This window comes from Glycomyces sp. NPDC047010 (assembly GCF_040644205.1).
Taxonomy (GTDB): domain Bacteria; phylum Actinomycetota; class Actinomycetes; order Mycobacteriales; family Micromonosporaceae; genus Glycomyces.
In genome coordinates this window covers 96,528-117,610 of the sequence record NZ_JBEYVY010000009.1, presented here as the reverse complement: position 1 = coordinate 117,610, position 21,083 = coordinate 96,528, and the positions used below count along the sequence as shown (strand labels likewise).

The window sequence follows — 21,083 nt, the reverse complement described above, 5'->3', positions numbered from 1 at the left end:
CGCCCTTGCGGGCGTGCGGGTACCGGAAGGCGGGCGGGTCAGGACCGGAGGGCGCCGCGGACGGCGTCCGCGAGGTCCGGGGCGGCCTCGGCGCCCGCGTCGGCGATGCCGACGCCGTAGCGGAACCGCACCGTGTCCCCGGCGGCGACGGTGTACTCCTCGCTGAAGAACGGCGCCGGGTTCAGGGCCGCGAACTCCTCGCTGCGGGCGAACCACTGCGGCGGGTGCATCGGGTTCTCGGTGTGGTCGACCATGAGCACCAGCGAGGCCGCGTCGTCCTCGTCGTGGCGTCCGGCGAAGGCCATCCACTCGTGGCGGCCGCCGCGCATCTCGCTGCCGGGCCCGGAGGCCGTCGCGGTGACCAGGGTGCCGTCGGTGAACGAGCGGGGGCCGCGCCAGAACAGGCCGCCGTACCCGGCGTTCTCGCGGCCCCGGGTGGTCGGGGAGCCGATGGCGATGTCGCGGCCGGAGACGTTCGCCATCGCGGTGTCGAAGGTCAGCGCCCACGCCTCGGGCGAGAGGAGGCTCGCGGTGATGGTGCGCCGCTCGGTGAACCAGCGCTCGCCGCCCTGGGTGATCCATTCGAGGTCGTGGGAGAAGGACACGCGGTCCTTGTCGGCCTCGATCGCGGCGATCTCCTTGTGCGCCTGGGTGCCGTTGTTGTCGAGCTGCACGTAGTGCTGACCGTGGACGTACGTCGGCCCGCCCCAGAAGTTCTCGTCCTGCACCACCGGCAGCGACCAGGCGATGCCCTTGTGCCACACGTGGTCCCAGGGCCGGAACAGCGACGCCGGGCGGCCCGAGCGGGTGAACAGCGGGCTCAGGTACGGCTTCGGGGACTCCAGGAGCGGCGTGTCGGGGCGGTAGACGTAGCGCAGCAGCGCGGTGTCACCGTCGTGGACGGTGAGGGCGGTGCCGATGTCGTGGCGGGCTTCGAGGCCGGTCATGCGGTGGTCTCCTTGCGGGTCTGGGCCCACGGGACGGCGCCGCCGTCCATGCCGCGGGCGAACGGGTGGTCGCCGGTGATCTCGCCGGCCGCGACGGGCCGGCCGAGGAACGCCGAGGCGTAGGTGGCGGCGGCGAATTCGAGGGTCCGGCGCGCGTCCGCGAGGGACACGCCCGGTTCGGTTCCGGCGTCGAAGGCGTCGAGGATGGCCGCGATCTGGAGCACGTGGCCGCTCGGCGGGGCACCGGAGTCGGCGGTCCACAGGTCCGCGAGGTGCTCGTGGCCGCGCGCGGGCGTGAACCGCCAGTCGTCGTCGCCGTAGCCGTACAGGTGCTCCACCTCGACGGTGGCGAGCTCGAAGTCGAAGCGCAGCCGCGAGGTCTCGCGGGGCGAGACCACCGAGTTGACGACGGTGGCGAGCGTGCCGTCCGCGAAGCGCGCCAAGGCCATCGACACGTCCTCGGTGTCGGTGGGCCGCGAGAGCCGCCCGGCGGCGGCGCGGACCTCGGCCCACGGGCCGAGCACCGACAGGAGCAGGTCGTACTGGTGGATGCCGTGGCCCATGGTCGGGCCGCCGCCCTCGGCGTCCCAGGTGCCGCGCCACGGGACGGCGAAGTAGTCGTCGTCGCGGTACCAGAGCGTCTCGCAGACCGCGACGAGCGGGCGGCCCAGCGCGCCGGAGCGCAGGAGCCTGCGCAGGCGCACGGCCGCGGCGCCGTAGCGGTGCTGGAACACGGTGAGCACCGGGACGCCGGTCTCGGCCTGGACCGCCAGCATGTCATCCATCTCGGACAGGCTGAGGGCGGTGGGCTTCTCGACGAGGACCGGGACGCCCGCGCGCATCGCCGCGATCGACAGCGGCGCATGGGTCTTCGGCGGGGTGCAGACGTGGACGAGGTCGATCCGCTCGTTCGCGAACAGCTCCTCGGCGCTGGAGTAGACGTTCGGGACCTCGTACTTGCGGGCGAAGTCCGCGGCGCGGTCGGCGTCGAGCTCGGCCACGGCGACCAGCTCGACGCGGTCGCCGAGCTCGGCTATGGACTGGGCGTGCCGGTGGGCGATCCCGCCGGTGCCGACGATCGCGGCGCGGTAGGTGGGGTCTGGCATTCGGTCTCCTGTTGCGGGTGTTGTCATCTCGTGGCGTCGATCTCGCCTTGGAGCTCGGTGATGAACGCCTTCGCGGCGTCCTCCGGCTTCGTCTCTCCGAAGTAGACTTCCTGGCCGATGCGGGTGATGAGCGGGTTGACGGAACTGCCGCCGTTGGGGGTCACCCGGATCGGGCTGCCGGTGACGACGGCGTCGAGGTAGTCCACGGCCATCCGCTCGCTCTCCTCCAGCTGCGGCGTCAGGTATTCGAGGATCTCGGTGTTCGCCGGGACGCCCCGCTCGGTGCCGAGGGCGTCGGCGGCGGCGCGGCTGTTGACGAGGAAGTCCACGAGCAGCGAGGCTTCGGCGGGGTGCTCGGACCCGGCCGAGACCGCCCAGTACATCGCCGGTTTGACGAAGTTCGCGGGCGTGCCGTTCTGCGGCAGCTGGAGCAGGCGCATGTCGGCGCCGGAGCCGCTGCGCAGGGCCGTGATCTGGGTGTTGTGGATGAGCCCGAACCCGGTCTTGCCGGTGGCGAGGCGCCCGCCCTCGACGCCCGCGCCGGTGTCCTCGACCATCTGCTGCGCGCTGTCGGCCGCGCCGGAGGCGATGAGGCCCGCGTAGTACTCCCACTGCTCCACGAGCAGGTCCGGGTCGAGCGACACGTCCCCGTTCTCGGCGAACAGCTCGTTGCCGTTCTGCCTGGCCCAGTAGCGGGTCGAGCCCACGTCCACGCCGCCGGTGATCGAGGTCCCGGTGATCTCGCCGCCGCCGCGCTGCGCGAGCTCCAGGGTGATCTCGGCGTAGTCGTCCCAGGTCCAGACGGTGTCGTCGGGCAGGTCCATGCCGTACTGCGCGAACAGGTCCGCGTTCACGGCGAACGCGAGCACGCCCGAGCCGATCGGCAGCGCGAACTGCGCGCCCTCGACCTGCCCGGTCACCAGGAGGTCCGGCTCGATCTTCGACAGGTCGAGGAACTCCTTCGCCTCGTTCAGGTCCCAGAGGGCGCCGCGGTCCGAATAGGAGTTGAAGTACTGCTCGTCCATCTGCACGACGTCGGCGGCGTCGTTCGCCGCGAACGTCGTCGCCAGGCCGTCCCAGTACGCGCCGAACTCCTTGTACTCCCCGCGCACGGTGATCCGCGGGTACTCCTGCTGGAAGGCCGCGATGGCCTCGTTCGTCTGCTGGGCCCGCAGGTCCGAACCCCACCAGGAGAGCCGCAGCTCCACCGGTTCGTCGGAGAGGACCATCTCCCCGCCGCCGCCGATGCCGCACCCGGCGAGCAGCGGCGTGGAGGCGGCGCCGAGGAGCCCGGCCTTGCCGAGGGCGCGGCGGGTCAGTCGCGGTCGCATCGGTGAGTTCCTTTCTCGTCGCATCACTTGCCTCCGGTGGTGGCGATGCCGCGCAGGAGGTAGCGCTGCCCGAACAGGAACACCAGGAACACCGGCAGGAGCGAGACGACGCTCATCGCGAACGTCGCGCCCCAGTTGGTGCCCGCCTGCTGGTCCACGAAGGCGCGCAGCGCCAGCGGCACGGTGTGCATGTCGGGGTCGATCAGGTAGATGAGCTGGGAGAAGAAGTCGTTCCACGTCCAGATGAACGTGAAGATCGCGGTCGTCGCCAGCGCGGGCACCATGAGCGGCAGCACGATCCGCAGGTAGATGCGGGGGTGCCCGGCGCCGTCGATGCGGGCGGCCTCGTCGAGTTCGCGCGGGATGCCGCGGATGAACTGGACCATGAGGAACACGAAGAACGCGTCGGTGGCGAGGAACTTCGGGACGATGAGCGGCAGGAACGTGTTGACCCAGCCGAACTCGGAGAACAGCACGTACTGCGGGACGATGATGACGTGGACCGGCAGCATGATCGTCAGGAGCATGACGGCGAACCACCAGCGGCGGCCGGTGAACTCCAGGCGCGCGAACGCGTAGGCGGCCATGGAGCAGGCGATGAGGTTGCCGATGATCGCGCCGAGGACGACGATCCCGGAGTTGACCATGAAGTAGCCGAAGGGGTGCTCGAAGGCGTTCCATCCGGCCTCGTAGTTCCCGGTCTCCAGGTCGGTGAGGACGAGGCCGGGACTGCGGAAGATCTCCGCGTTGGGGCGCAGGGAGCTGACGACCATCCACAGGACGGGGTACAGCATGATCCCGGCGAGGACGATGAGCGCGAGGTGCTTGGCGAGCTTGCGGAGTGTGTCAGTCATCGTAGTGCACCCAGTACTTCGAGGCCCAGAAGTTGATGGCGGTGAACGCGCCGATGATGACCAGCAGCAGCCAGGCCAGCGCGGAGGCGTAGCCCATGTCGAAGTTGCCGAAGCCGCGCTGGTACAGGTACAGCGAGAAGAACAATGTGGAGTCGGTGGGCCCGCCGGTGCCTCCGGAGACGATGAACGCCTGGGTGAAGGACTGGAAGGCGTGGATGATCTGGAGGACCAGGTTGAAGAAGACGATCGGGGTGAGCAGCGGCAGGGTCACTGAAGTGAAGCGCCGCAGGGGGCTCGCGCCGTCGACGGCGGCGGCCTCGTAGTACATGACGGGGATCTGGCGGAGCCCGGCGAGGAAGATGACCATGGGCGAGCCGAAGGTCCACACGTTCAGGGTGATGAGCGTGGACAGGGCGGTCTCCGGGTCGGAGATCCACCCGCGGCCCTCGATGCCGAGGAGGCCGAGGCCCTCGTTGAAGAGCCCTTCGGTGCCGAAGACGGTGCGCCAGAGGACGGCGATGGCGACGCTGGCGCCGAGGAGCGAGGGCAGGTAGAAGACCGAGCGGTAGAACGCGAGGCCGCGGATGCCGCGGTCGAGGAGGAGCGCGAGGCCGAGGGCCAGGGCGAGCTGGATCGGGACCGAGACGAGCACGTACGTGAACGTGACGGCGAGGGAGCTGTGGAGCCGCTCGTCGGTGAGCATGCGCTCGAAGTTCGCGGTGCCGGTGAACTCGGGCGGCTGGAGCAGGTTGTACTTCGTGAAGCTCAGGTAGAGCGAGGCGACCATGGGCCCGAGGGTGACGGCGAAGAGGCCGAGGAACCACGGGAGCAGGAACCAGAACGCGGCTTTGTTCTGCGGCTTGGACTTGGGTTTGGCGCCCCGGAGGCCGCGCAGTTCGGCGGCGGCGGTCATGGGGCGGCCCCGGGGTGCGGGGGTGGCTGGACCGGCATCGACACTCCTTCGGATCGACGTTTAGTGATCGTTCACTACGGGGGTTTCGCCGAATCTAGTGAACGTTCACTCCGATGTCAATACGCGGCTTGCATCCCGGTACGGGTTTTCAGTGCGGGCGGGCCACTGCGGTGGACTCGCGCCAGATGACCTGGTTGAGCGGCAGGGTGGGCGGGTCGAGTTCGATCCCGGAGAGGGCCTTGACCAGGCGGATCATGGCGCGGCGACCGAGCCCGGCGAGGTCGATGTGCACCGTGGTGAGCGAGGGCGGCATGTAGCGGGCGACTTCGAGGTCGTCCCAGCCGGTGACGCTGAGGTCGCGCGGCACTTCGAGCCCGCGGTTCTTGGCCCCGCGCACGACGCCCGCGGCGATCCCGTCGCTGGCGGCGACGACGGCGGTGGGCAGGCGGCCCGCGGGCAGCGCGCGCATCGCCTCGACCCCGGACTCGGCGCTGTAGTCGCCGTCGAAGACGCCCACGGATTCGAGCCCGAACCGCTCGACGGCGTCGAGGTAGGCGGCCCGGCGGGCCCGGGCCGACGCGTACTCGGCGTCCCCCGCGACGTGGTAGAGCCGCCGGTGGCCCAGGGCCGCAAGCCCTTCGACGAGTTCGTAGACGGGCGCGGCGTCCGAGAGCTCCCCGAGGCTGCGCATCCGGTCGTCGAAGTCGGCGGAGACGACGACGGCCGCGTCGGCGGGCAGGCTCGCCTCCACGGACGGCAGGATCGGGGCCAGTGCCAGGATGCCCTCGACCTGCCCGGAGTACGCGAGTTCGAGCAGCCGGTCCGACCGCTCCTCGGCGCCGCCCTCCAGGGCGACGACCTCGACGGTGAAGCCCGCCTCGTGCGCGGCGCCCGCGGCGCCGGCGAGGATGCGGGCCGGGTGGTGGTTGATCATGTTCGGCAGGAGCACGGCGATCCGCCCGGTGTGCTTGGTGCGCATGGACCTCGCCAGCAGGTTCGGCCGGTAGTCCAGCTCCCGCACCGCCGCGTCGATCCGCTCCAGCGTGGCGGGCTTGAGGCCCTCCCTGGAGCGCAGGTACCGCGACACGGTCTGGTGCGACACGCCCGCGAGCTGCGCGACCTCCCTGAGTGTCGGCCGCCTCCGGCCGGTGGAACGCTCGGTCATCCGATCAGTATCCCTTCTCGATCGAAGGCCCATCTTGACACAAGGATGAACGTTCACTAAGTTGGCCGTCGTGACACACCGAGGCACCACCGCGCCGGGCGGCGTCCCGCGCCCCGAGTACCCCCGTCCTTCGATGGTCCGCCCCGACTGGCTCAACCTCAACGGCCGCTGGCAGTTCGAGGTCGACCGGGCGGACACGGGCCTCGAACGGGGCCTGCGGGACCGGGAGCTCGCGGGGGCGATCACCGTCCCGTTCGCCCCGGAGTCGCGGCTGTCCGGTGTGGAGGACACCGACTTCCTGCACGCCGTGTGGTACCGGCGCGAGCTGGCCGTCCCCGGCGACTGGGCCGGGCGGCGCGTGCTCCTGCACTTCGGCGCGGTGGACCACGACGCCACCGTGTGGGTCGACGGCTGCGAGGTCGGTCGCCACCGCGGCGGGTTCACCCCGTTCACCGTGGACCTCGGGCACCTGAGCGGCACCGCGACGGTGGTCGTGCGGGCGCGCGACAGCCGCCACGAGCCGCAGGCCCGCGGCAAGCAGTCCACGCGGTACGGCAACTACGAGTGCCTGTACACGCGGACCACCGGGATCTGGCAGACCGTCTGGGCCGAACCGGTGCCGGACGTGTCGCTGGCGCGCCCGCGGATCACCCCGGACGTGGCCGGGTCGGCGTTCCACCTGGAGCAGCCGCTGCGAAGGCACGCGGGCGGACTCGCCGGATGGACGCTGACGGCCAGGGTGGGCGACGCGGACGGCGTGGTCGCGGAGCGGACCGTCAGGGCCGACCTCGACCTGTCCCCGCGGCTGGTCCTCCCCCTCCCCGCGGACCGGGTCCGGTTGTGGGACACCGAGGACCCGCACCTGTACGACGTCGCGATCGAGCTGCGCGACGCCGCGGGCCGGGTCGTGGACGCCGTCGGCTCCTACGCGGGGCTGCGTTCAGTGGCCCTCGACGGGAAGGCCGTCCTCATCAACGGCCGCCCGGTGTTCCAGCGGCTCGTGCTCGACCAGGGCTACTACCCCGACGGGCTCATGACCGCGCCAAGCGACGCGGCGCTGCTGAAGGACGTCGAACTGTCCATCGCGGCCGGTTTCAACGGGGCCCGCCTGCACCAGAAGGTGTTCGAGGAGCGGTTCCTGTACCACGCCGACCGCCTCGGCTACCTGTGCTGGGGCGAGTTCGGCGACTGGGGCGCCGTCGAGGAGGGCACCCGCGACCGCGGCGAGTACCAGGCCCAGACGCCCGGCTTCGTCGCCCAGTGGCTCGAAGCGCTCGAACGCGACTACTCGCACCCGTCGGTCGTCGGCTGGTGCGGCCTGAACGAGACCCACCAGCCGCTCACCGACCGCGGCCAGGTCCTCGACGACGCCACCCGCGCGATGTTCCTGGCCGCCAAGGCCATGGACACCACGCGGCCCGTGCTCGACGCCTCCGGGTACTCCCACCGCGTCCTCGAATCGGACGTGTGGGACTCCCACAACTACACGCAGGACCCGGCGCAGTTCGCCGCCGAGATGGCGGGCCTCAAAGAGGACCGGCCCCACACGAACACCGCGCACGGCAGCGAAGAGGAGGTCTCGGTCCCCTACTCCGGGCAGCCGTGGTTCTGCTCCGAGTTCGGCGGGATCTGGTGGCGCCCCGACGCGGTCGCGAGCACCTCGTTCGAGGAGCGCGGCGGCGAGTCCTCCTGGGGCTACGGCGAGGCGCCGCGCTCCGAAGAGGAGTTCCACCACCGCTTCGAGGGGCTCACGGGCGTGCTGCTCGGCGACCCGCTGATGTTCGGGTACTGCTACACGCAGCTGACCGACGTGTTCCAGGAGCAGAACGGCGTCTACTCGTTCGACCGCTCCGAGAAGCTCGACGTCGCCCGCGTGCGCGCGGCCCAGCGGCGCCCCGCCGCCGTCGAGCGGGACGCCGGATAGGTCAGCCGTCGGCGGAGACGTCGCCGCCTTCGCCGCACTGGGTGTGGATGCCGCTGCTGTCGGTCAGGCAGACCTCCAGCTCGACCTCCTGGCCCGGCTTGACGTTCGGGAACGGGTCCCAGACGAGGACGTCGCCCCAGGCGCCGTCGTCGTAGACGCGCACCCCCTGCGAGTCGCCGTCGAGCCACGCCTCGACGCGCACGTCGTAGCCGTCGGCCCAGGTGTCGTCGATCTCGATGTAGTCGTCGTTCATGCCGTGCCCGGGCTTGCCCGGGCCGTAGTCGACGAATGTCGCGTACCCGTTGTCGTTCAACGTGGTCACGGTGAAGCTGTCGTCCACCCGGCGCGTGTCGGGCTCGTCCCCCGGCCCTTCGGCCGCGGCGGCCGGCGCCGCCAGCGCCGTCGCCGCGACCGCCGCGAACCCCGCGGCCAGCACCGCTTTCGCCTGCCGTTGCATAGACCCTCCTTCGGTCGTCCTCCGACCCACCTTGGGGGCTCGGGACGCCGCGTTGGGGAATACGCGAAAGGGCGTCATGTCGTATGTCCGACTGCCCTAGGCTGCGCTACTCCACCGGCTGGAGGACCGACGTGAAGACGACGGTGTCCGCGGGGAAGTGCTCGGCGGCGTACGCCTCCATCTCGGGGGTGACCAGCAGCGCGTCCACGAGGGCGACGCCGTTGGCCTCGTCGGGGCCGCCCGCGAAGACCGTGGTCGGGAACTCGGCGGTCATCTCGTCGGCGATGGCGGTGAGCTCGCTCGCGGCGAGCGCTTCGGCGGGCTCGCCGAACTCGGGGGCCGCGGGCTGGTAGTCGGCGGGGTCGACCTCGCTGAGGGGCAGCGGGTCGTCGGTGAGCGCGAACTGCTTGCCGTCGAAGGTTCCTTGCACGACGTACGTGCCCCAGCGGACCCCTTCGGCCTCCTGGTGCTCGACGGCGTCCCACTCCCAGCCGGTGACCGGCAGGCCCTCGCACTGGGGCGGGTAGGACTCGGCGACGAACGCGCAGAGCCCGGCGCTGTCGCGCTCCGTGGGCTGGAGGACGGTGATGGAGCCCTGGTAGACGAGCGGGTCCGAAGCGGTGTCGGCGTCACCCGCACCGGTGGTGTCGGCGGCGCCCTGGCCGCAGGCGGCGAGCGCGAAGACGGCTGCGAGCGGGGCGATCCGTTTCATATGTCCGTTCATAACCGGTATGACGCCGTGCGGGCGCACGCGGTTCCCTTGGTGCTGATCCTTTAGGATGCGACGGCCGACAACCTCGTCCGGCAACGAGACGCATAGCAGCACATGCACAGTCTGGAGTGTTGAGTCCCCTTGAACGACAACCCCGCACAACCGCAGTACTACCCGACCGGCCCGCAGCCGACCCCGCAGGGCGGCCTGCTCCCCACCGGCCCCGACAAGCCGACCCCGGTGGGCCTCGCGCTCGCGGGCGCGGGCCTGCTGCTCCTCGCGGTCGGGTCGCTGATCCCGCAGATCTCCCTCGGCGGCGCCGACGCCGACGACATCGGCGGGTTCGGCCTGGAGACGGCGGGCGTGAGCCTGCCCGGCCTGTCCCCCGCGCTGATCCTGGTCGTCCTCGTCGGCTGGGCCGCCGCGGGCGTCAAGCCCGGCCTCCAGTGGGCGGTCCGCCTCGGCGGCATCGGCCTCGCGGCCCTCACCGCCGCGGCGGCGCTCCACCCGGTGATCGAGCTGAACGGCGTGTTCCGCAGCGACGCTTGGGAGGACGCCGACGTGTCCGCGAACGCGGGCGGCGGCATCTGGCTGTTCATCCTCGCCGCCGTGCTCCTGGCCGTCAGCATCTTCCTCATGCGCTGGGCGCCGACCCCGGCCGCCCCGCAGTACCCCCAGCAGCAGCCCTACCAGCAGGTCCCGCCGCAGCAGCCGGTCCAGCCGCAGCCCACGCAGCAGCAGCCCCAGCAGCCGCAGCAGGGCAACGGCTGGCCGGGGATGCCGCAGCAGTAGGTCAGAGGAACGCCTTCAGGCGGGCCGCGATGCCTTGGGCGTCGAGGCCGTGGAGGTGCTCGTGGTCGGCGGCCGTGCCGTAGCGGCGCAGCTCGGCGCGGCCGACGCCCACGGAGAGCAGCCGGAGGGGCCGGTCGGCGAGGGCTTCGGAGGCGACCGCCGCCGAGGTGCCTTCGAGGTAGGGCTCCACGAGGACGACCGTGTTCCCGGTGCGGGACGCGAGGTCGCGCAGGCCCGCGGTGTCGAGCGGGCGCGGCGTGTTCGTGTAGGCGACCGTGACGTCGAGGCCCTCGGTGGCGGCGAGGGTGTTGTCGAGCAGCGGGCCCACCGCGATCACGGTGGCCCGGGAGCCTTCGCGGAGGACGACCAGGTCGCCGTCGGCGCCCGCGTGCGCGGCCGCGTTGTGGCGCAGTGAGAGTCGAACGTAGGCGCCTTCGGTGGAGTCGACCGCGCTGTCGAGCAGCGCGGGGACCTCGTCGGCGTGGCCGGGGACGAACACGCGCCAGCCCGGGAGGGTGTCGAAGAGGGCCACGTCGCGGGGGCTGAAGTGCGTGAAGCTGCCTTCGGCCCAGTCGTAGGAGGCGCCGACGCTGACGAGGACGCCGCTGGTGCCCTGGTGTCCGAAGTCGAGCTTCACCTGCTCGAAGGCGCGTTCGACGAGGAACGGCGCGTACGTGTGGGCCATGGGGCGCAGGCCCGCGAGGGCGAGGCCCCCGGCGGTGCCGACGAGGAGCTGCTCGCGGATGCCGACGTTGACGACGCGGCCGGGGTGCTTCGCGGCGGCCTCGGTGAAGTAGTCGTCGGAGATGTCGGCGAGGACGAGGGCCAGGAACGGGTTGACGTCGAGCAGCGCGCTCGTGTGCTCGGTCCAGGCTTCGCGCATGGTCTTGGGCTCGGTGGTCATGGCGGTGCTCCTCGTTAGCGGCGGGTGACGGCGACGGTGGCGCGCGGGCCGTCGGGGTGGGGCTCGGTCAGGGACGCGTGCAGGGCGTCGTGGTCGGTCGAGTCGACGGTGGACGCGGCCCAGCCGTTGACGCTGAAGCGGGACGCGACGCCGCCGGGCCAGCCGTGGGACGCGGAGTCGTTGTCGGCGACGATCACGTGGAGGTTCGCCAGGCCCGTGGCGCCCGCGTAGGCGATGGCCTCGTGGTTGGAGCCCTCGTCCAGCTCGGCGTCGCCGACCAGCACGTACACCTGGGAGTCGTACCCCTTGGCGCGCAACCCGAGTGCGAGGCCCACGCCGAGCGGCAGGCCGTGCCCGAGGGACCCGGCGGAGATCTCCGCGCCGGGCACGAGGGTCCGGTCCGGGTGCGAGCCGAGGCGCGAGTCCACGTCGGCGATCGAGTCGAGCCAGGTCTCCGGGAAGAACCCCTTCGCGGCGAGCACCGCGTAGAAGGCGCTGGGGCCGTGGCCCTTCGACAGGAGGAACCGGTCGCGGGCCGGGTGGTCGGGCCGCTGCGGGTCGATGCGCAGGACCCGGTCGTAGAGGACCCAGATCGGGTCGAGGGTGTAGGTCTTGACGACCGGGTAGCGGACGTCGGAGACGGAGCGTCGCGCAAGTGCCAGGGCGTCCTCGTATGTGGCGTTCATAGCGGACATCATGTAACTTCAAGTCGACTTGAAGTAAAGGGTTCGGTGAGCGGGGACACATGACGGAGCACGATCCGCACGCGGTGCTGACGATCGGCGACTTCGCCGCGCGCGCCGGGGTGGCGACCTCGGCGGTGCGGTACTACGAGTCGCTGGGCCTGGTGGCCTCGGTGCGCACCGGCGGCAACCAGCGGCGCTACCGGCGGGCCGAGCTGCGGCGCGTCGCGTTCGTGCGGGCCGCGCAGTCCATCGGCCTGTCGCTGGACGAGGTCAAGGAGGCGCTCGACCGCCTCCCCGGCAAGCGCGTCCCCGACCGGGCCGACTGGCTTCGGCTCTCCGCGGAGTGGCGGCAGCGCCTGGACGACGAGATCGCGCGGCTGAAGGACCTGCAAGAGGACCTGGACGGCTGCGTCGGATGCGGGTGCCTGTCGCTGGAGAAGTGCGCGGTCTACAACCTCGGCGACAAGCTCGCCGCCGACGGCCCCGGCCCGCAGCGCGGGTTCAAGACCTCCTGAGTCACGCCAGCCGGGACTCCGCCAGGTCGAGGTGCCAGGCGACCGCCTCGGGCCCGGCGGTGCGGATCGCGCGGTCGAGGTGGTGGAGCAGCCACTGGGCCCAGTAGCGGCGCAGGGTGTCCGGGGCGATCCGCTCCGCGAGGATCGCGTCCAGGCGGTGCGCCGCCGCGGTCTCGACCGGGTCGGCGCCGGGCGACTGCACGAACCACTCGCGGTCGAAGCGGGTCTGCACGAGCGCGAAGTGCCGGTCGCCGCGGAAGGCGCCCAGGTTCCAGTCGACGACGCCCGTGGCGGTCCCGGCGGCGTCGAACAGGACGTTCGCGCCGGACAGGTCGGTGTGGACGAGGTCGGTCCCGGCCGGTTCCGCTTGCGCGCGTTCGGTGGCGCGGTTGACGAGGTCGAGGACGCGGCGCCCGCGCGGGCCGTGGTCGGCGAGGGTCCGGTGCCGCGGGTCGGGGTCGCGGCGGCGGGTCAGCGGCGGCGCGGGGACCTCGGGCCGGTCCGCGAGGGCGCCGGCGAAGCGGTCGTTGACCGCGACGATCGCCTCCATCCGGGCGGGGCTGAGCGGCCGCGGCGGCGCGCTCGGCAGGCGCTCCTGCACGAAGCACACGCCGTCGTCCAGCTCCGCGACCAGGTCGTGCCGCGGCACCGGGAGGCCCCGGTCCCGCACGTGCGCAAGGGTTTCCGCGGTCCGGCGCGCCTCGGCCGCGGTCCCGAGGAAGCGGGTGACGACGGCCGGTCGCCCGTCGGGCCACTCGGCGTAGATCGCGCCGCCGAGCTTCCCGAACTCGGCGCGCCCGGTCACCGTCAGCCCCGCGCCCGTGCGCCGGTTGATCTCCTCGACGACCTCGCGGTCCTCCACTGCGTTCACCCCGACCACCTTAGGCGGCTACCGGGCGGGCATCGCGGTCCGCGTCAGCTCCTCGGAGACGCGCCAGACCCGTTGGGCCTCTTCGGCACTGCGCAGCGGCGCATACAGGCGCTGGAGCGAGGGCGGGCCGCCGAGGTGGCCGGGGCCGCTCGGGCCGTAGAGGACGCCGGGCTCGCCGGTCGCGGCGAGGAGCGCGGGGAGCTTCGCGGTCTCGACGGTGCCGAGGAGGATGCCGCGGGCCGAGAGGAAGCGGATGAGGCGGACCCCGGCGGTGTCGCGGTCGCGGCCGAGTTCGGGGCGGGCGGCGAGGAGGCTCGTGGGGGCGACACCCGGGTGCGACAGGTTGCTGCTGATCCCCCAGTCTTCGGCGCGGCTGCGGCGGTCGAGTTCGAGGCCGAAGAGGCCGAACGCGATCTTCGACTGGCTGTAGGCGCGGCCGCCGTGGTAGCCGCGGTCCCAGTTCAGGTCGTCCCAGTTGATGCGGCCGCGGCGGGCGGCGACGCTGACCTGGGAGGTGACGCGGGCGCGCCCGGCGCGCAGCAGCGGGAGCAGGCGGGCGACGAGCGCGAAGTGCCCGAGGTGGTTGGTGCCGAACTGGAGCTCGAAGCCGTCGGCGGTGGTCTGCCGGTCGGGCGGGGTCATGACCCCGGCGTTGTTGACGAGCAGGTGGATCGGGCGGCCGTCGGCCAGGAGCGCGTCGGCGAGGGCCTCGACGGACGCGAGCGAGGACAGGTCGAGGTCCTGGAGTTCGACGCGGGCGCCGGGGACGTTCGCGCGGATGCGCTCGGCGGCGGCGTCCCCCTTGCGGCGGTTGCGCACGGGCATGACGACCTCGGCGCCCGCGGCGGCGAGGCGTTCGGCGATGCCGAGGCCCATGCCGTCGCTGGCGCCGGTGACGACGGCGCGCCGGCCGGTCAGGTCGGGGATCGTGATGTCGATGTGTCGTGCCATGGCGGTGCTCCTCGTGTCGGCGGTTCAGGAGACCACGATCCGCGGCGCCGCGCGGCTTATCCAGGGCCCGCCGATCCGAGGCTGCGGGGAGCGCGCCTGCGGAAGGGGGGATCGGCGGGCCGTGGCTCGGGCCCGCCGCGGGCGGTATACAGGAGCGGACGCAGGGAGGCCGTTTTGATCGACCGCACCGGACTGGCCGGGTTCCTCCGGTCGCGCCGCGAGGCGCTGCAACCGGAGGACGTGGGGCTGCCGAGGGGCGCGCGGCGCCGCACCGCGGGCCTGCGCCGCGAGGAGGTCGCGGCGCTGTGCCACATGTCCGTGGACTACTACTCGCGGCTCGAACGCGAGCGCGGCCCGCAGCCGTCGGAGCAGATGCTCGCCTCGATCGCGCAGGGCCTGCACCTGGCGCGCGTCGAACGCGACCACCTGTTCCGCCTCGCAGGGCACCGTCCGCCCGTCGCGGGGGTGGCGGGCGAGCACATCAGCCCCGGGCTGCTGCGCGTCCTCGACCGGCTCGGGGACACGCCCGCGGAGATCGTCACGGAGCTGGGCGAGACGCTGCGGCAGACGGCGCTCGGCGTGGCGCTGACCGGGGACTCGACGCGGTTCACCGGGCCCGAGCGGAGCCTGGGGTTCCGGTGGTTCACGGTCCCGGCCGTGCGGGAGCGGTACGCGCCGCAGGAGCACGCGTTCCTCGGCCGCATGTACGCCTCGGGGCTGCGGGAGATCGTCGCGCTGCGCGGCCCGGGATCGCGGGCCGCGCAGCTCGCCGACCTCCTGCTGGTGCGCAGCGGGGAGTTCCGGCGCCTGTGGGAGGCACATGAGGTGGGTCTGCGACCGAACGAGGTCAAGCACTTCGTCCACCCCGAGGCCGGCGGGATGGAGCTGCACTGCCAGCGCCTGGTCGACCCCGACTGCCTGCACTCGCTCATGGTGTACACGGCCGTGCCGGGCACCGAGAGCCACGAGCGGCTGCGGCTGCTCGCGGCGGTCGCGCCGCCGGTGTGATCAGACTTTGCGGGTGACCATCGCGTCCCATTCGCGGTCGGGCAGGGACCGGTTGAGGTCGAGGAGCTGCCCGGCGAGGTGGCCCACGGCGTAGCGGGTCTCGGGCTCGTCGGCTTCGATCGCCTCGCGGATGGCGACGGCGACGACCTCGGGGTCGGAGCCCTCGTCGAGGCCGGTCTCGGCGGCCTTCGCCATGGCCTCGGCGCGGTCGGCGTAGGGGCCGGCGCCGGAGTAGTGGCGCAGCTGGGCCGAGGTGGAGTCCTCGAAGGGGGTGCGGATGATGCCGGGCTGGACGACGACCACGTCGATCCCGAAGGGCGCCACCTCCATCCGCAGCGTGTCGGAGAACCCTTCGAGGGCGTGCTTGGACGCGTAGTACCAGGCGCCGAGCGGGAGGGCGATCTCCCCGCCGATGGAGGAGACGTTGACGATGCGCCCGAAGCCGTGCTCGCGCATGGAGGGGAGCACGAGCTGGACGAGGCGGGCCGGGGCGAGGACGTTCAGCTCGAACTGGTCGCGGGCGAGGCCGAGCGGGACCTCCTCGACGGAGCCGTGGAGCACGGACCCGGCGTTGTTGACGAGGACGTCGATGCGGCCTTCGGCGTCGAGGACGGTGGCGACGGCGCGTTCGAGGTCGCCGCCGATGCGCGCGTCCATGCGGATCGCGTGTCCCCCGGCGGCGACGATCGGCTCCATGTTGGGGACGCGGCGGGCGGCGCCGTAGACGGTGTGCCCGGCCGCGGCCAGGTCGAGGGCGGCGGCGAGGCCGATGCCGGAGGACGCGCCGGTGATGAGGCAGACCCTGGGTTCCATGTTCAATCCTTCCAGTCGACGGGCAGTTCGTGGACGCCGTATACGACCATGTCGGTGCGCAGCGGCACCTGCTCGGGCGGCACGGCGAGGCGCAGGTCCGGGAAGCGCGAGAAGAGCGCGGACAGGACCACTTCGAGTTCGACGCGGGCGAGCTGCTGGCCGAGGCACTGGTGGATGCCGTGGCCGAAGCCGACGTGCCCGTTCGCGTTGCGGCGCAGGTCGAGCCGGTCGGGGTCGGGGAACTTCGCCGGGTCGTGGTTGGCGGCGGGGATGGAGACGGTGACGGCCTCCCCGGCCTTGACGGTCTCGCCGTGGAGTTCGACGTCTTCGAGGGCGGTGCGCACGAGGACGGGGACGACGCTGAGGTAGCGCATGAGCTCTTCGACGGCGCCGGTGACGGACCCGGGCTCGGCGCGCAGGAGCGCGAGCTGGTCGGGGTTGACGAGGAGCGCGAACGCGCCCATGCCGATCATGTTGGAGGTCGTGTCGAGCCCGGCCCCGAGGAGCAGGAACGCGATCATGACGAGCTCCTGGTCGGTGAGGTCGGTGTGGACCAGGTCCGAGAGGAGGTCGTCGGTGGGGTCCTCGCGTTTGCGGGCGACGAGGCCGGTGAGGTACGCGAAGAGGACGGCGCTGGTGGCCTGGAGTTCGTCCCTGGTGGCGCCCAGGCGGAACAGCGGCGCGGACTGCTCCTCGAACTCGGCGCGCTCGTGCTGCGGGACGCCGAGGAGTTCGCCGATCATCTGCGCGGGCACGGGGAACGCGAGGGCGGCGACGAGGTCGACGGGACCGTCCTGCTCGGCCATGGCGTCGAGACGCTCTTCGGTGAAGGCGCGCACGCGGTCGGAGAGCAGGCGCATGCGCCGGGTGGTGAACTTCCCGGCGAGGAGGCGCCGGTAGCGGGTGTGGTCGGGCGGGTCGAGCGAGATGAGCGCGCCGGGCGGGGCCGGGTCGGTGGAGCCGTTGAGGCCCTCGATGGGGATGTGCCGCAGGTCGGTGCGGGAGCTGAAGCGCCGGTCGGCGAGCACGTCCCGGACGACGGCGTGCCCGGTCGCGAGCCAGCCCTCGTGGCCGTCCGGGTAGCGCATGCGGCTCAGCGGCGGCAGCGCTCCGAGCGCGGGCGGCGGGTCGAACGGCCGGTCGGCGGCGCGTTCGGCTGGCAGTGACGGGATCATCGTGGGCTCCTTCCGCGGGTGTCCTTGTCCCGGTTCGGATCGTATGCTCGGGTTTCCGGATCGCACTACCATTGGTTCGGAGAAGACCAGTTCAGAGGGGCGAGGTCGGTGCAATGACCTTGCGACTCGATGCATCGGAAGGGGCGGCGCGGTGCCGGGAGGACGGCTGGGGTTCGAGGACCGGCGGCGGATCGCCGCGGGGCTCGCGCGGGGGTCGAGCTGCGCGCAGATCGCGCGGGAGCTGGGGCGGCCGGGGTCGACGGTGAGCCGGGAGGTGGCCCGGAACGGGGGCCCGCGGCGGTACCGGGCGAACCTCGCGCAGCAGGCGTCGCAGTGGCGGGCGCGGCGGCGCGAACCGCATCCGGTGCAAAGGGAGTCGCGGGACGGGCCGCTGGACCGGCGGGAGTTCGAGGAGCGGTTCGCGCAGGTGATGACCGAGACGGGGCTGCCTCCGATGACGGCCCGCGTGATGGCGTGCCTGTACACCGTGGACGCGGACGGGATCGGCGCGGCGGCGTTGGCCGAGCGGCTCGGCGTCAGCCCCGCTTCGGTCTCGAAGTCGGTGTCCTGGCTGGTGGACCGGGGCATGGTCGCCCGCGAGCGGGACGGGCGGCGCCAGCGCTACCGCATCCACGAGCAGTCGTCCTATTTCGCGTGGCGCCGCAGCATCGAGGGGATCGCGCGATGGGCGGACCTCGCGGCCCAGGGCGCGGAGCTGTACGGCGAGGGCCCGGCCGCGGCGCGGCTGCGGGCCTCCGTGGAGTTCTACCGGTTCCTCGGGCGGGACATGGCGCAGTCCGCGGAGCACTGGCGGCAGGTGCTCGGGGTGCCCGAGGCGGGGTTACCAGCCGGTGTGGGCGACGATCTCAGCGGCGATGTCGGTGACGGTGCGGTCGTCGGTGGGGACGCGGCGGACCCACGCGGGGGCGTGCGCCTCGAGGTAAGCGGCGGCGCGGGCGCTGCGCTCGACGTGCGCGTCGTAGGCGCCGCCGATCTCGCGGCCCCGCAGGCGTTCGGCGACCGTGGCGGCCTCGGCGGTGAGGAGCACGCCGATGGGCTTCACGCTGCCGCCCATGGCTTCGGTGAGCATCTGCGACTCGGTGACGGCGACGGTGTTGCAGTAGACGAGGCGGCGGCAGCCGAGCGCGGCGTAGTTGCCCCACACCGCGGCGAGGTTCCGCGCGGTGATCGCGCTGCGGTGCGGGTCGTCCGCGGGGGCGGGGTGGATCTGGTCGAGGAAGTCCCCTTCGATGAACGCGTGGGCGGACTCGCGCTCCTGGAGCAGCGCGGAGACCTCCCAGGCGACGGTGCTCTTCCCGGCGCCGGAGCGGCCGCCGATGAGGAGCAGTTCCGAAAGGTTCGCGGTCGGCGTTGTCATGCAGCGATTGTGGCAGGACCACCGGCGGTGGTCCCGTCGTTTTATGGTGGAGCCCTGCCCAAGTGAAGGAGCCCGCAATGGAAGTCGTCGTGATCCTCGTCCTCGTGGCGCTGGCCGTCCTGCTGTTCGTCTCGATCGCGAACCGCGGGAAGCCCCGCCGCTCGGGTTCCTACTCGTACTCCGACTCCTCCGGGTCGAGCTGGAGCAGCTCCTCGGACTCCGGCGGCGGCTACTCCGACTGCGGCCCCAGCGACTCCGGAGGCGGGGGCGGGGACTCCGGCGGCGGCGGTGGCTGCGACTAGACGAGCTCAGAGAACGGCGGCGCCCCTCGCAAGCGAGGGGCGCCGCGGCGTGTCAGCGGGTCGCGGCGACCGGTTCGCGGTCCTCCTCTGCCGCAACGGGGTCGCGGAAGCGGAAGAGGCGGCTGGGCCACCACATCCAGCGGCCCGTGTCGAGGGTCAATGCGGTGACCAGGACCGAGCGGACCACGAGCGTGTCGAGCAGGACGCCGAACGCGACCGCGAAGCCCAGTTCGGCGGCGAACGTCAGGGGCAGCGACCCCATCGCCGCGAACGTCCCGGCCAGGACCAGGCCCGCCGAGGTGATGACCCCGCCGGTGGCGGACAGGCCCTCCAGCGCGGCCCGCTTCGTCCCCAGGGTCGGGGCGAGTTCGCGGACCCGCGCGACCAGGAAGATGTTGTAGTCCACGCCCAGGGCCACCAGGAACACGAAGACCAGCAGCGGGAACGAGGCTTCGGCGCCCGCGAACCCGAAGACGTGCTCGAAGACGAGGGCGCTGACGCCCAGGGCCGCACCGAAGGACAGCACCACCGTCGCGATGAGCAGCAGCGGGGCCACCAGCGCCCGCAGCAGCAGCGCGAGGATCAGGAACACCGTGGCGAGGACGATCGGGATGATGACCAGCGAGTCCCGTTCGGCCGCGTCCTGGGTGTCGAGGAGCACCGCGGTGCTCCCGCCGACCAGGGCGTCGCCGCCGACCGCCTCGCGGGCGCGTTCGACCGCGGCCAGGGCCGCGTCGCCCGTGGGGGCGTCCTCCAGTTCGGCGAGGATCAGGGCCTCCGAGCCCTTGACGACGGGATCGGCGACGGCCGCGAGGCCGTCCACTCCGGAGAGTTCGGCACTGACGGCGGCGGCGTCGGCGGCGCCGGTGAGCACCAGCACCGGGTCGCCGGCCCCGGCCGGGAAGTGCGCGGCGAGGACCGCCTCGCCGGTGACCGACTGCGGCTCGCTCGTGAACTGGTCCTGCGCGGCGAGGCCGTCGGCCTTGAGGCCGGTCAGGCCGATCGCCATGGCGCCCAAGATGAGCGCGGTGCCGATCCACACGGTGCGGGGGCGCTTCGCGACCGCCGCCCCGATGCGGGTCCACACGCCGGGCTTCGCGGCGGCGGCCGTCCCGTACTTCGGGCGGGCGGGCCAGAAGATCCACCGGCCGCACGCGACCAGCAGCGCGGGCATGAGCGTGGTCATCGCGAGGAGGCCCACGACGATCCCGATCGCGCAGGCCGGGCCCATCCCCTGCGTCGACTTCAGGGCCGCGAACATGAGGAGCATCAGGCTGACGGCCACCGTGGCGGCGCTGGCGACCAGCGCGGGGCTGGAGCGGTGCAGGGCCTCGGCCATCGCCTCGTGCCGGTCCTCGTGGCGGCGCAGCTCTTCGCGGTAGCGGGAGATGAGGAGCAGCGCGTAGTCGGTGGCGGCGCCGAACACCAGGACGGTGAGGATGAAGCTGGTCTGGTTGTTGACGACGAGTCCGGCGTGCTTGGCGAGCAGGTAGATCACGGCCTCGGCGCCGACGAGCGCGCCGCCCGCGGTGAGCAGCGGCAGGATCGGGAGGACCGGGCTGCGGTAGGTGAGCAGGAGGATCGCGACCACGACGAGCGCGGTGATCGCGGTGAGGGCGCCGGAGCCGCTGAACGCCTTGATCGAGTCGGAGGCGTTCCCGGCCGGGCCGGTGACGTAGAAGTCGAGGCCCTCGGGGCCGTCCGCGGCGGCGTCGGTCATGTCGTCGACGATCGCGCCGAGGCCGTCCCAGCCCTCCTTGCCCTTGTGGACGGGGACCACGATCTGGATGGCGTCGCCGTCCTCGGAGGCGAAGGGCCCCTGGGGTTCGCCTTCGACGCCGTCGAGGAGCGCGAACGCCGCGGCGTCGGCTTCGGCTTTCGCGAGGTCGGCGTCCGTGACGCCGCCCTCGCGTTCGTAGACGACGATCGCGGGCACGGTGTCGGCGGGCAGGAAGTCGGCGGCGCGCTCGGCGACCTCGGTCGACTCGGCGTCGGCGGGCAGCCAGGCCGAGTTGTCGTTGTCCTCGACCTCGCCGAGCCGCCCGGCGAGCATCCCGGCGGGCACGAGCAGGGCGATCCACACGGCGATCACCAGCCACTTGGCGCGCCTCCCGGCCGGGAGGGTCATGAGTTTCCGTAGCATGCGGAGTCCTTTCGGGTGTCTGCCCGACCGACGACGCACCGCCTCGGAACGTGAGGGATGCTGACGCAGCTCACATTCCGGGGGTCCGCATCGTCGTACCGGGGTGAGAGAAGGTGGAGCCGTGGACGGAACCGAG

The 21,083-nt window shown here is 72.4% G+C and carries 21 protein-coding genes and 1 pseudogene; 6 read left to right on the top strand and 16 right to left on the bottom strand.

Annotation, left to right across the window (positions count from 1 at the left end):
* Positions 1-38 precede the first annotated feature (38 nt).
* The 6 genes from AB0A65_RS18910 to AB0A65_RS18885 all read right to left on the bottom strand — a co-directional run bounded on the left by AB0A65_RS18910 (position 39) and on the right by AB0A65_RS18885 (position 6,316).
* Positions 39-947 carry a PmoA family protein gene (locus tag AB0A65_RS18910; RefSeq protein ID WP_359952782.1) on the bottom strand — a complete coding sequence of 303 codons (909 nt, stop codon included), beginning with the start codon at positions 945-947 and terminating at the stop codon, positions 39-41.
* On the bottom strand, positions 944-2,053 hold the full coding sequence (locus AB0A65_RS18905) for a Gfo/Idh/MocA family oxidoreductase (RefSeq protein WP_359952780.1): 1,110 nt from the start codon (positions 2,051-2,053) through the stop codon (positions 944-946). Before AB0A65_RS18905 ends, AB0A65_RS18910 begins: the two co-directional genes overlap by 4 nt.
* Before the next feature lie 23 nt (positions 2,054-2,076).
* Positions 2,077-3,384 (bottom strand): extracellular solute-binding protein, encoded by a 1,308-nt coding sequence (locus tag AB0A65_RS18900; protein ID WP_359952778.1) that lies wholly within the window; start codon positions 3,382-3,384, stop codon positions 2,077-2,079.
* 23 nt (positions 3,385-3,407) lie between these two features.
* A complete protein-coding gene (locus AB0A65_RS18895) occupies positions 3,408-4,238 on the bottom strand; it encodes a carbohydrate ABC transporter permease (protein WP_359952776.1) in 831 nt (276 codons plus the stop codon).
* A complete protein-coding gene (locus AB0A65_RS18890) occupies positions 4,231-5,151 on the bottom strand; it encodes a sugar ABC transporter permease (RefSeq protein WP_359952775.1) in 921 nt (306 codons plus the stop codon). The genes AB0A65_RS18895 and AB0A65_RS18890 overlap by 8 nt, the downstream gene beginning before the upstream one ends.
* Before the next feature lie 148 nt (positions 5,152-5,299).
* Positions 5,300-6,316: a LacI family DNA-binding transcriptional regulator gene (locus tag AB0A65_RS18885; RefSeq protein ID WP_359952773.1), complete on the bottom strand. Its 1,017-nt coding sequence runs from the start codon at positions 6,314-6,316 to the stop codon at positions 5,300-5,302.
* A gap of 133 nt (positions 6,317-6,449) precedes the next feature.
* Here AB0A65_RS18885 and AB0A65_RS18880 point away from each other — a divergent pair, with 133 nt between their 5' ends.
* The gene (locus AB0A65_RS18880; RefSeq protein WP_359953053.1) at positions 6,450-8,240 is read left to right on the top strand and encodes a sugar-binding domain-containing protein; all 1,791 of its coding nucleotides are present in this window, start codon (positions 6,450-6,452) and stop codon (positions 8,238-8,240) included.
* A 1-nt stretch (position 8,241) separates the two neighbouring features.
* On the opposite strand, the gene AB0A65_RS18875 is transcribed toward AB0A65_RS18880, so the two are convergent.
* Together AB0A65_RS18875 and AB0A65_RS18870 are read right to left on the bottom strand one after the other, a co-directional pair.
* The gene (locus AB0A65_RS18875; RefSeq protein WP_359952771.1) at positions 8,242-8,697 is read right to left on the bottom strand and encodes a hypothetical protein; all 456 of its coding nucleotides are present in this window, start codon (positions 8,695-8,697) and stop codon (positions 8,242-8,244) included.
* 106 nt (positions 8,698-8,803) lie between these two features.
* The gene (locus AB0A65_RS18870) at positions 8,804-9,409 is read right to left on the bottom strand and encodes a hypothetical protein (RefSeq protein WP_359952770.1); all 606 of its coding nucleotides are present in this window, start codon (positions 9,407-9,409) and stop codon (positions 8,804-8,806) included.
* Between the two features lie 141 nt (positions 9,410-9,550).
* Here AB0A65_RS18870 and AB0A65_RS18865 point away from each other — a divergent pair, with 141 nt between their 5' ends.
* Positions 9,551-10,201, top strand: coding sequence for a hypothetical protein (locus AB0A65_RS18865; RefSeq protein WP_359952769.1), 651 nt, complete (start codon positions 9,551-9,553; stop codon positions 10,199-10,201).
* A gap of 1 nt (position 10,202) precedes the next feature.
* Here AB0A65_RS18865 and AB0A65_RS18860 read toward each other — a convergent pair whose 3' ends face one another.
* On the bottom strand, positions 10,203-11,105 hold the full coding sequence (locus tag AB0A65_RS18860; protein ID WP_359952767.1) for a transketolase C-terminal domain-containing protein: 903 nt from the start codon (positions 11,103-11,105) through the stop codon (positions 10,203-10,205).
* Between the two features lie 14 nt (positions 11,106-11,119).
* On the bottom strand, positions 11,120-11,791 hold the full coding sequence (locus AB0A65_RS18855) for a transketolase (protein ID WP_359952765.1): 672 nt from the start codon (positions 11,789-11,791) through the stop codon (positions 11,120-11,122).
* 59 nt (positions 11,792-11,850) lie between these two features.
* Between AB0A65_RS18855 and soxR the strand changes: the two genes are divergently transcribed.
* The gene (gene soxR / locus AB0A65_RS18850; RefSeq protein WP_359952764.1) at positions 11,851-12,306 is read left to right on the top strand and encodes a redox-sensitive transcriptional activator SoxR; all 456 of its coding nucleotides are present in this window, start codon (positions 11,851-11,853) and stop codon (positions 12,304-12,306) included.
* A 1-nt stretch (position 12,307) separates the two neighbouring features.
* Here the strand turns inward: soxR and AB0A65_RS18845 are convergent, their stop codons facing one another.
* Both AB0A65_RS18845 and AB0A65_RS18840 read right to left on the bottom strand, forming a co-directional pair.
* Positions 12,308-13,177 carry a phosphotransferase gene (locus tag AB0A65_RS18845; protein ID WP_359952762.1) on the bottom strand — a complete coding sequence of 290 codons (870 nt, stop codon included), beginning with the start codon at positions 13,175-13,177 and terminating at the stop codon, positions 12,308-12,310.
* An 18-nt stretch (positions 13,178-13,195) separates the two neighbouring features.
* Positions 13,196-14,128 (bottom strand): SDR family oxidoreductase, encoded by a 933-nt coding sequence (locus AB0A65_RS18840; protein WP_359952760.1) that lies wholly within the window; start codon positions 14,126-14,128, stop codon positions 13,196-13,198.
* A 174-nt stretch (positions 14,129-14,302) separates the two neighbouring features.
* On the opposite strand from AB0A65_RS18840, the gene AB0A65_RS18835 reads away from it, so the two are divergent.
* Positions 14,303-15,136, top strand: a complete 834-nt coding sequence (locus tag AB0A65_RS18835) for a helix-turn-helix transcriptional regulator (protein ID WP_359952759.1) — start codon at positions 14,303-14,305, stop codon at positions 15,134-15,136.
* On the opposite strand, the gene AB0A65_RS18830 is transcribed toward AB0A65_RS18835, so the two are convergent.
* Positions 15,137-15,949 carry an oxidoreductase gene (locus AB0A65_RS18830; protein WP_359952757.1) on the bottom strand — a complete coding sequence of 271 codons (813 nt, stop codon included), beginning with the start codon at positions 15,947-15,949 and terminating at the stop codon, positions 15,137-15,139.
* A 2-nt stretch (positions 15,950-15,951) separates the two neighbouring features.
* Positions 15,952-17,124, bottom strand: coding sequence for a cytochrome P450 (locus AB0A65_RS18825; RefSeq protein ID WP_359952756.1), 1,173 nt, complete (start codon positions 17,122-17,124; stop codon positions 15,952-15,954).
* Here AB0A65_RS18825 and AB0A65_RS18820 point away from each other — a divergent pair.
* Positions 17,036-17,725: pseudogene (locus AB0A65_RS18820) on the top strand (helix-turn-helix domain-containing protein); the annotation flags it as partial. The gene AB0A65_RS18825 and the pseudogene AB0A65_RS18820 sit on opposite strands and share 89 nt — an antisense overlap.
* A gap of 240 nt (positions 17,726-17,965) precedes the next feature.
* On the opposite strand, the gene AB0A65_RS18815 reads toward AB0A65_RS18820, so the two are convergent.
* Positions 17,966-18,502, bottom strand: coding sequence for a hypothetical protein (locus tag AB0A65_RS18815; RefSeq protein WP_359952754.1), 537 nt, complete (start codon positions 18,500-18,502; stop codon positions 17,966-17,968).
* Positions 18,503-18,579: 77 nt separating this feature from the next.
* Between AB0A65_RS18815 and AB0A65_RS18810 the strand changes: the two genes are divergently transcribed.
* Entirely contained in the window at positions 18,580-18,804 is a 225-nt protein-coding gene (locus AB0A65_RS18810; RefSeq protein ID WP_359952752.1) for a hypothetical protein, read from the top strand.
* 52 nt (positions 18,805-18,856) lie between these two features.
* Here the strand turns inward: AB0A65_RS18810 and AB0A65_RS18805 are convergent, their stop codons facing one another.
* Positions 18,857-20,947, bottom strand: a complete 2,091-nt coding sequence (locus AB0A65_RS18805) for an MMPL family transporter (protein WP_359952750.1) — start codon at positions 20,945-20,947, stop codon at positions 18,857-18,859.
* Positions 20,948-21,083: the final 136 nt, after the last annotated feature.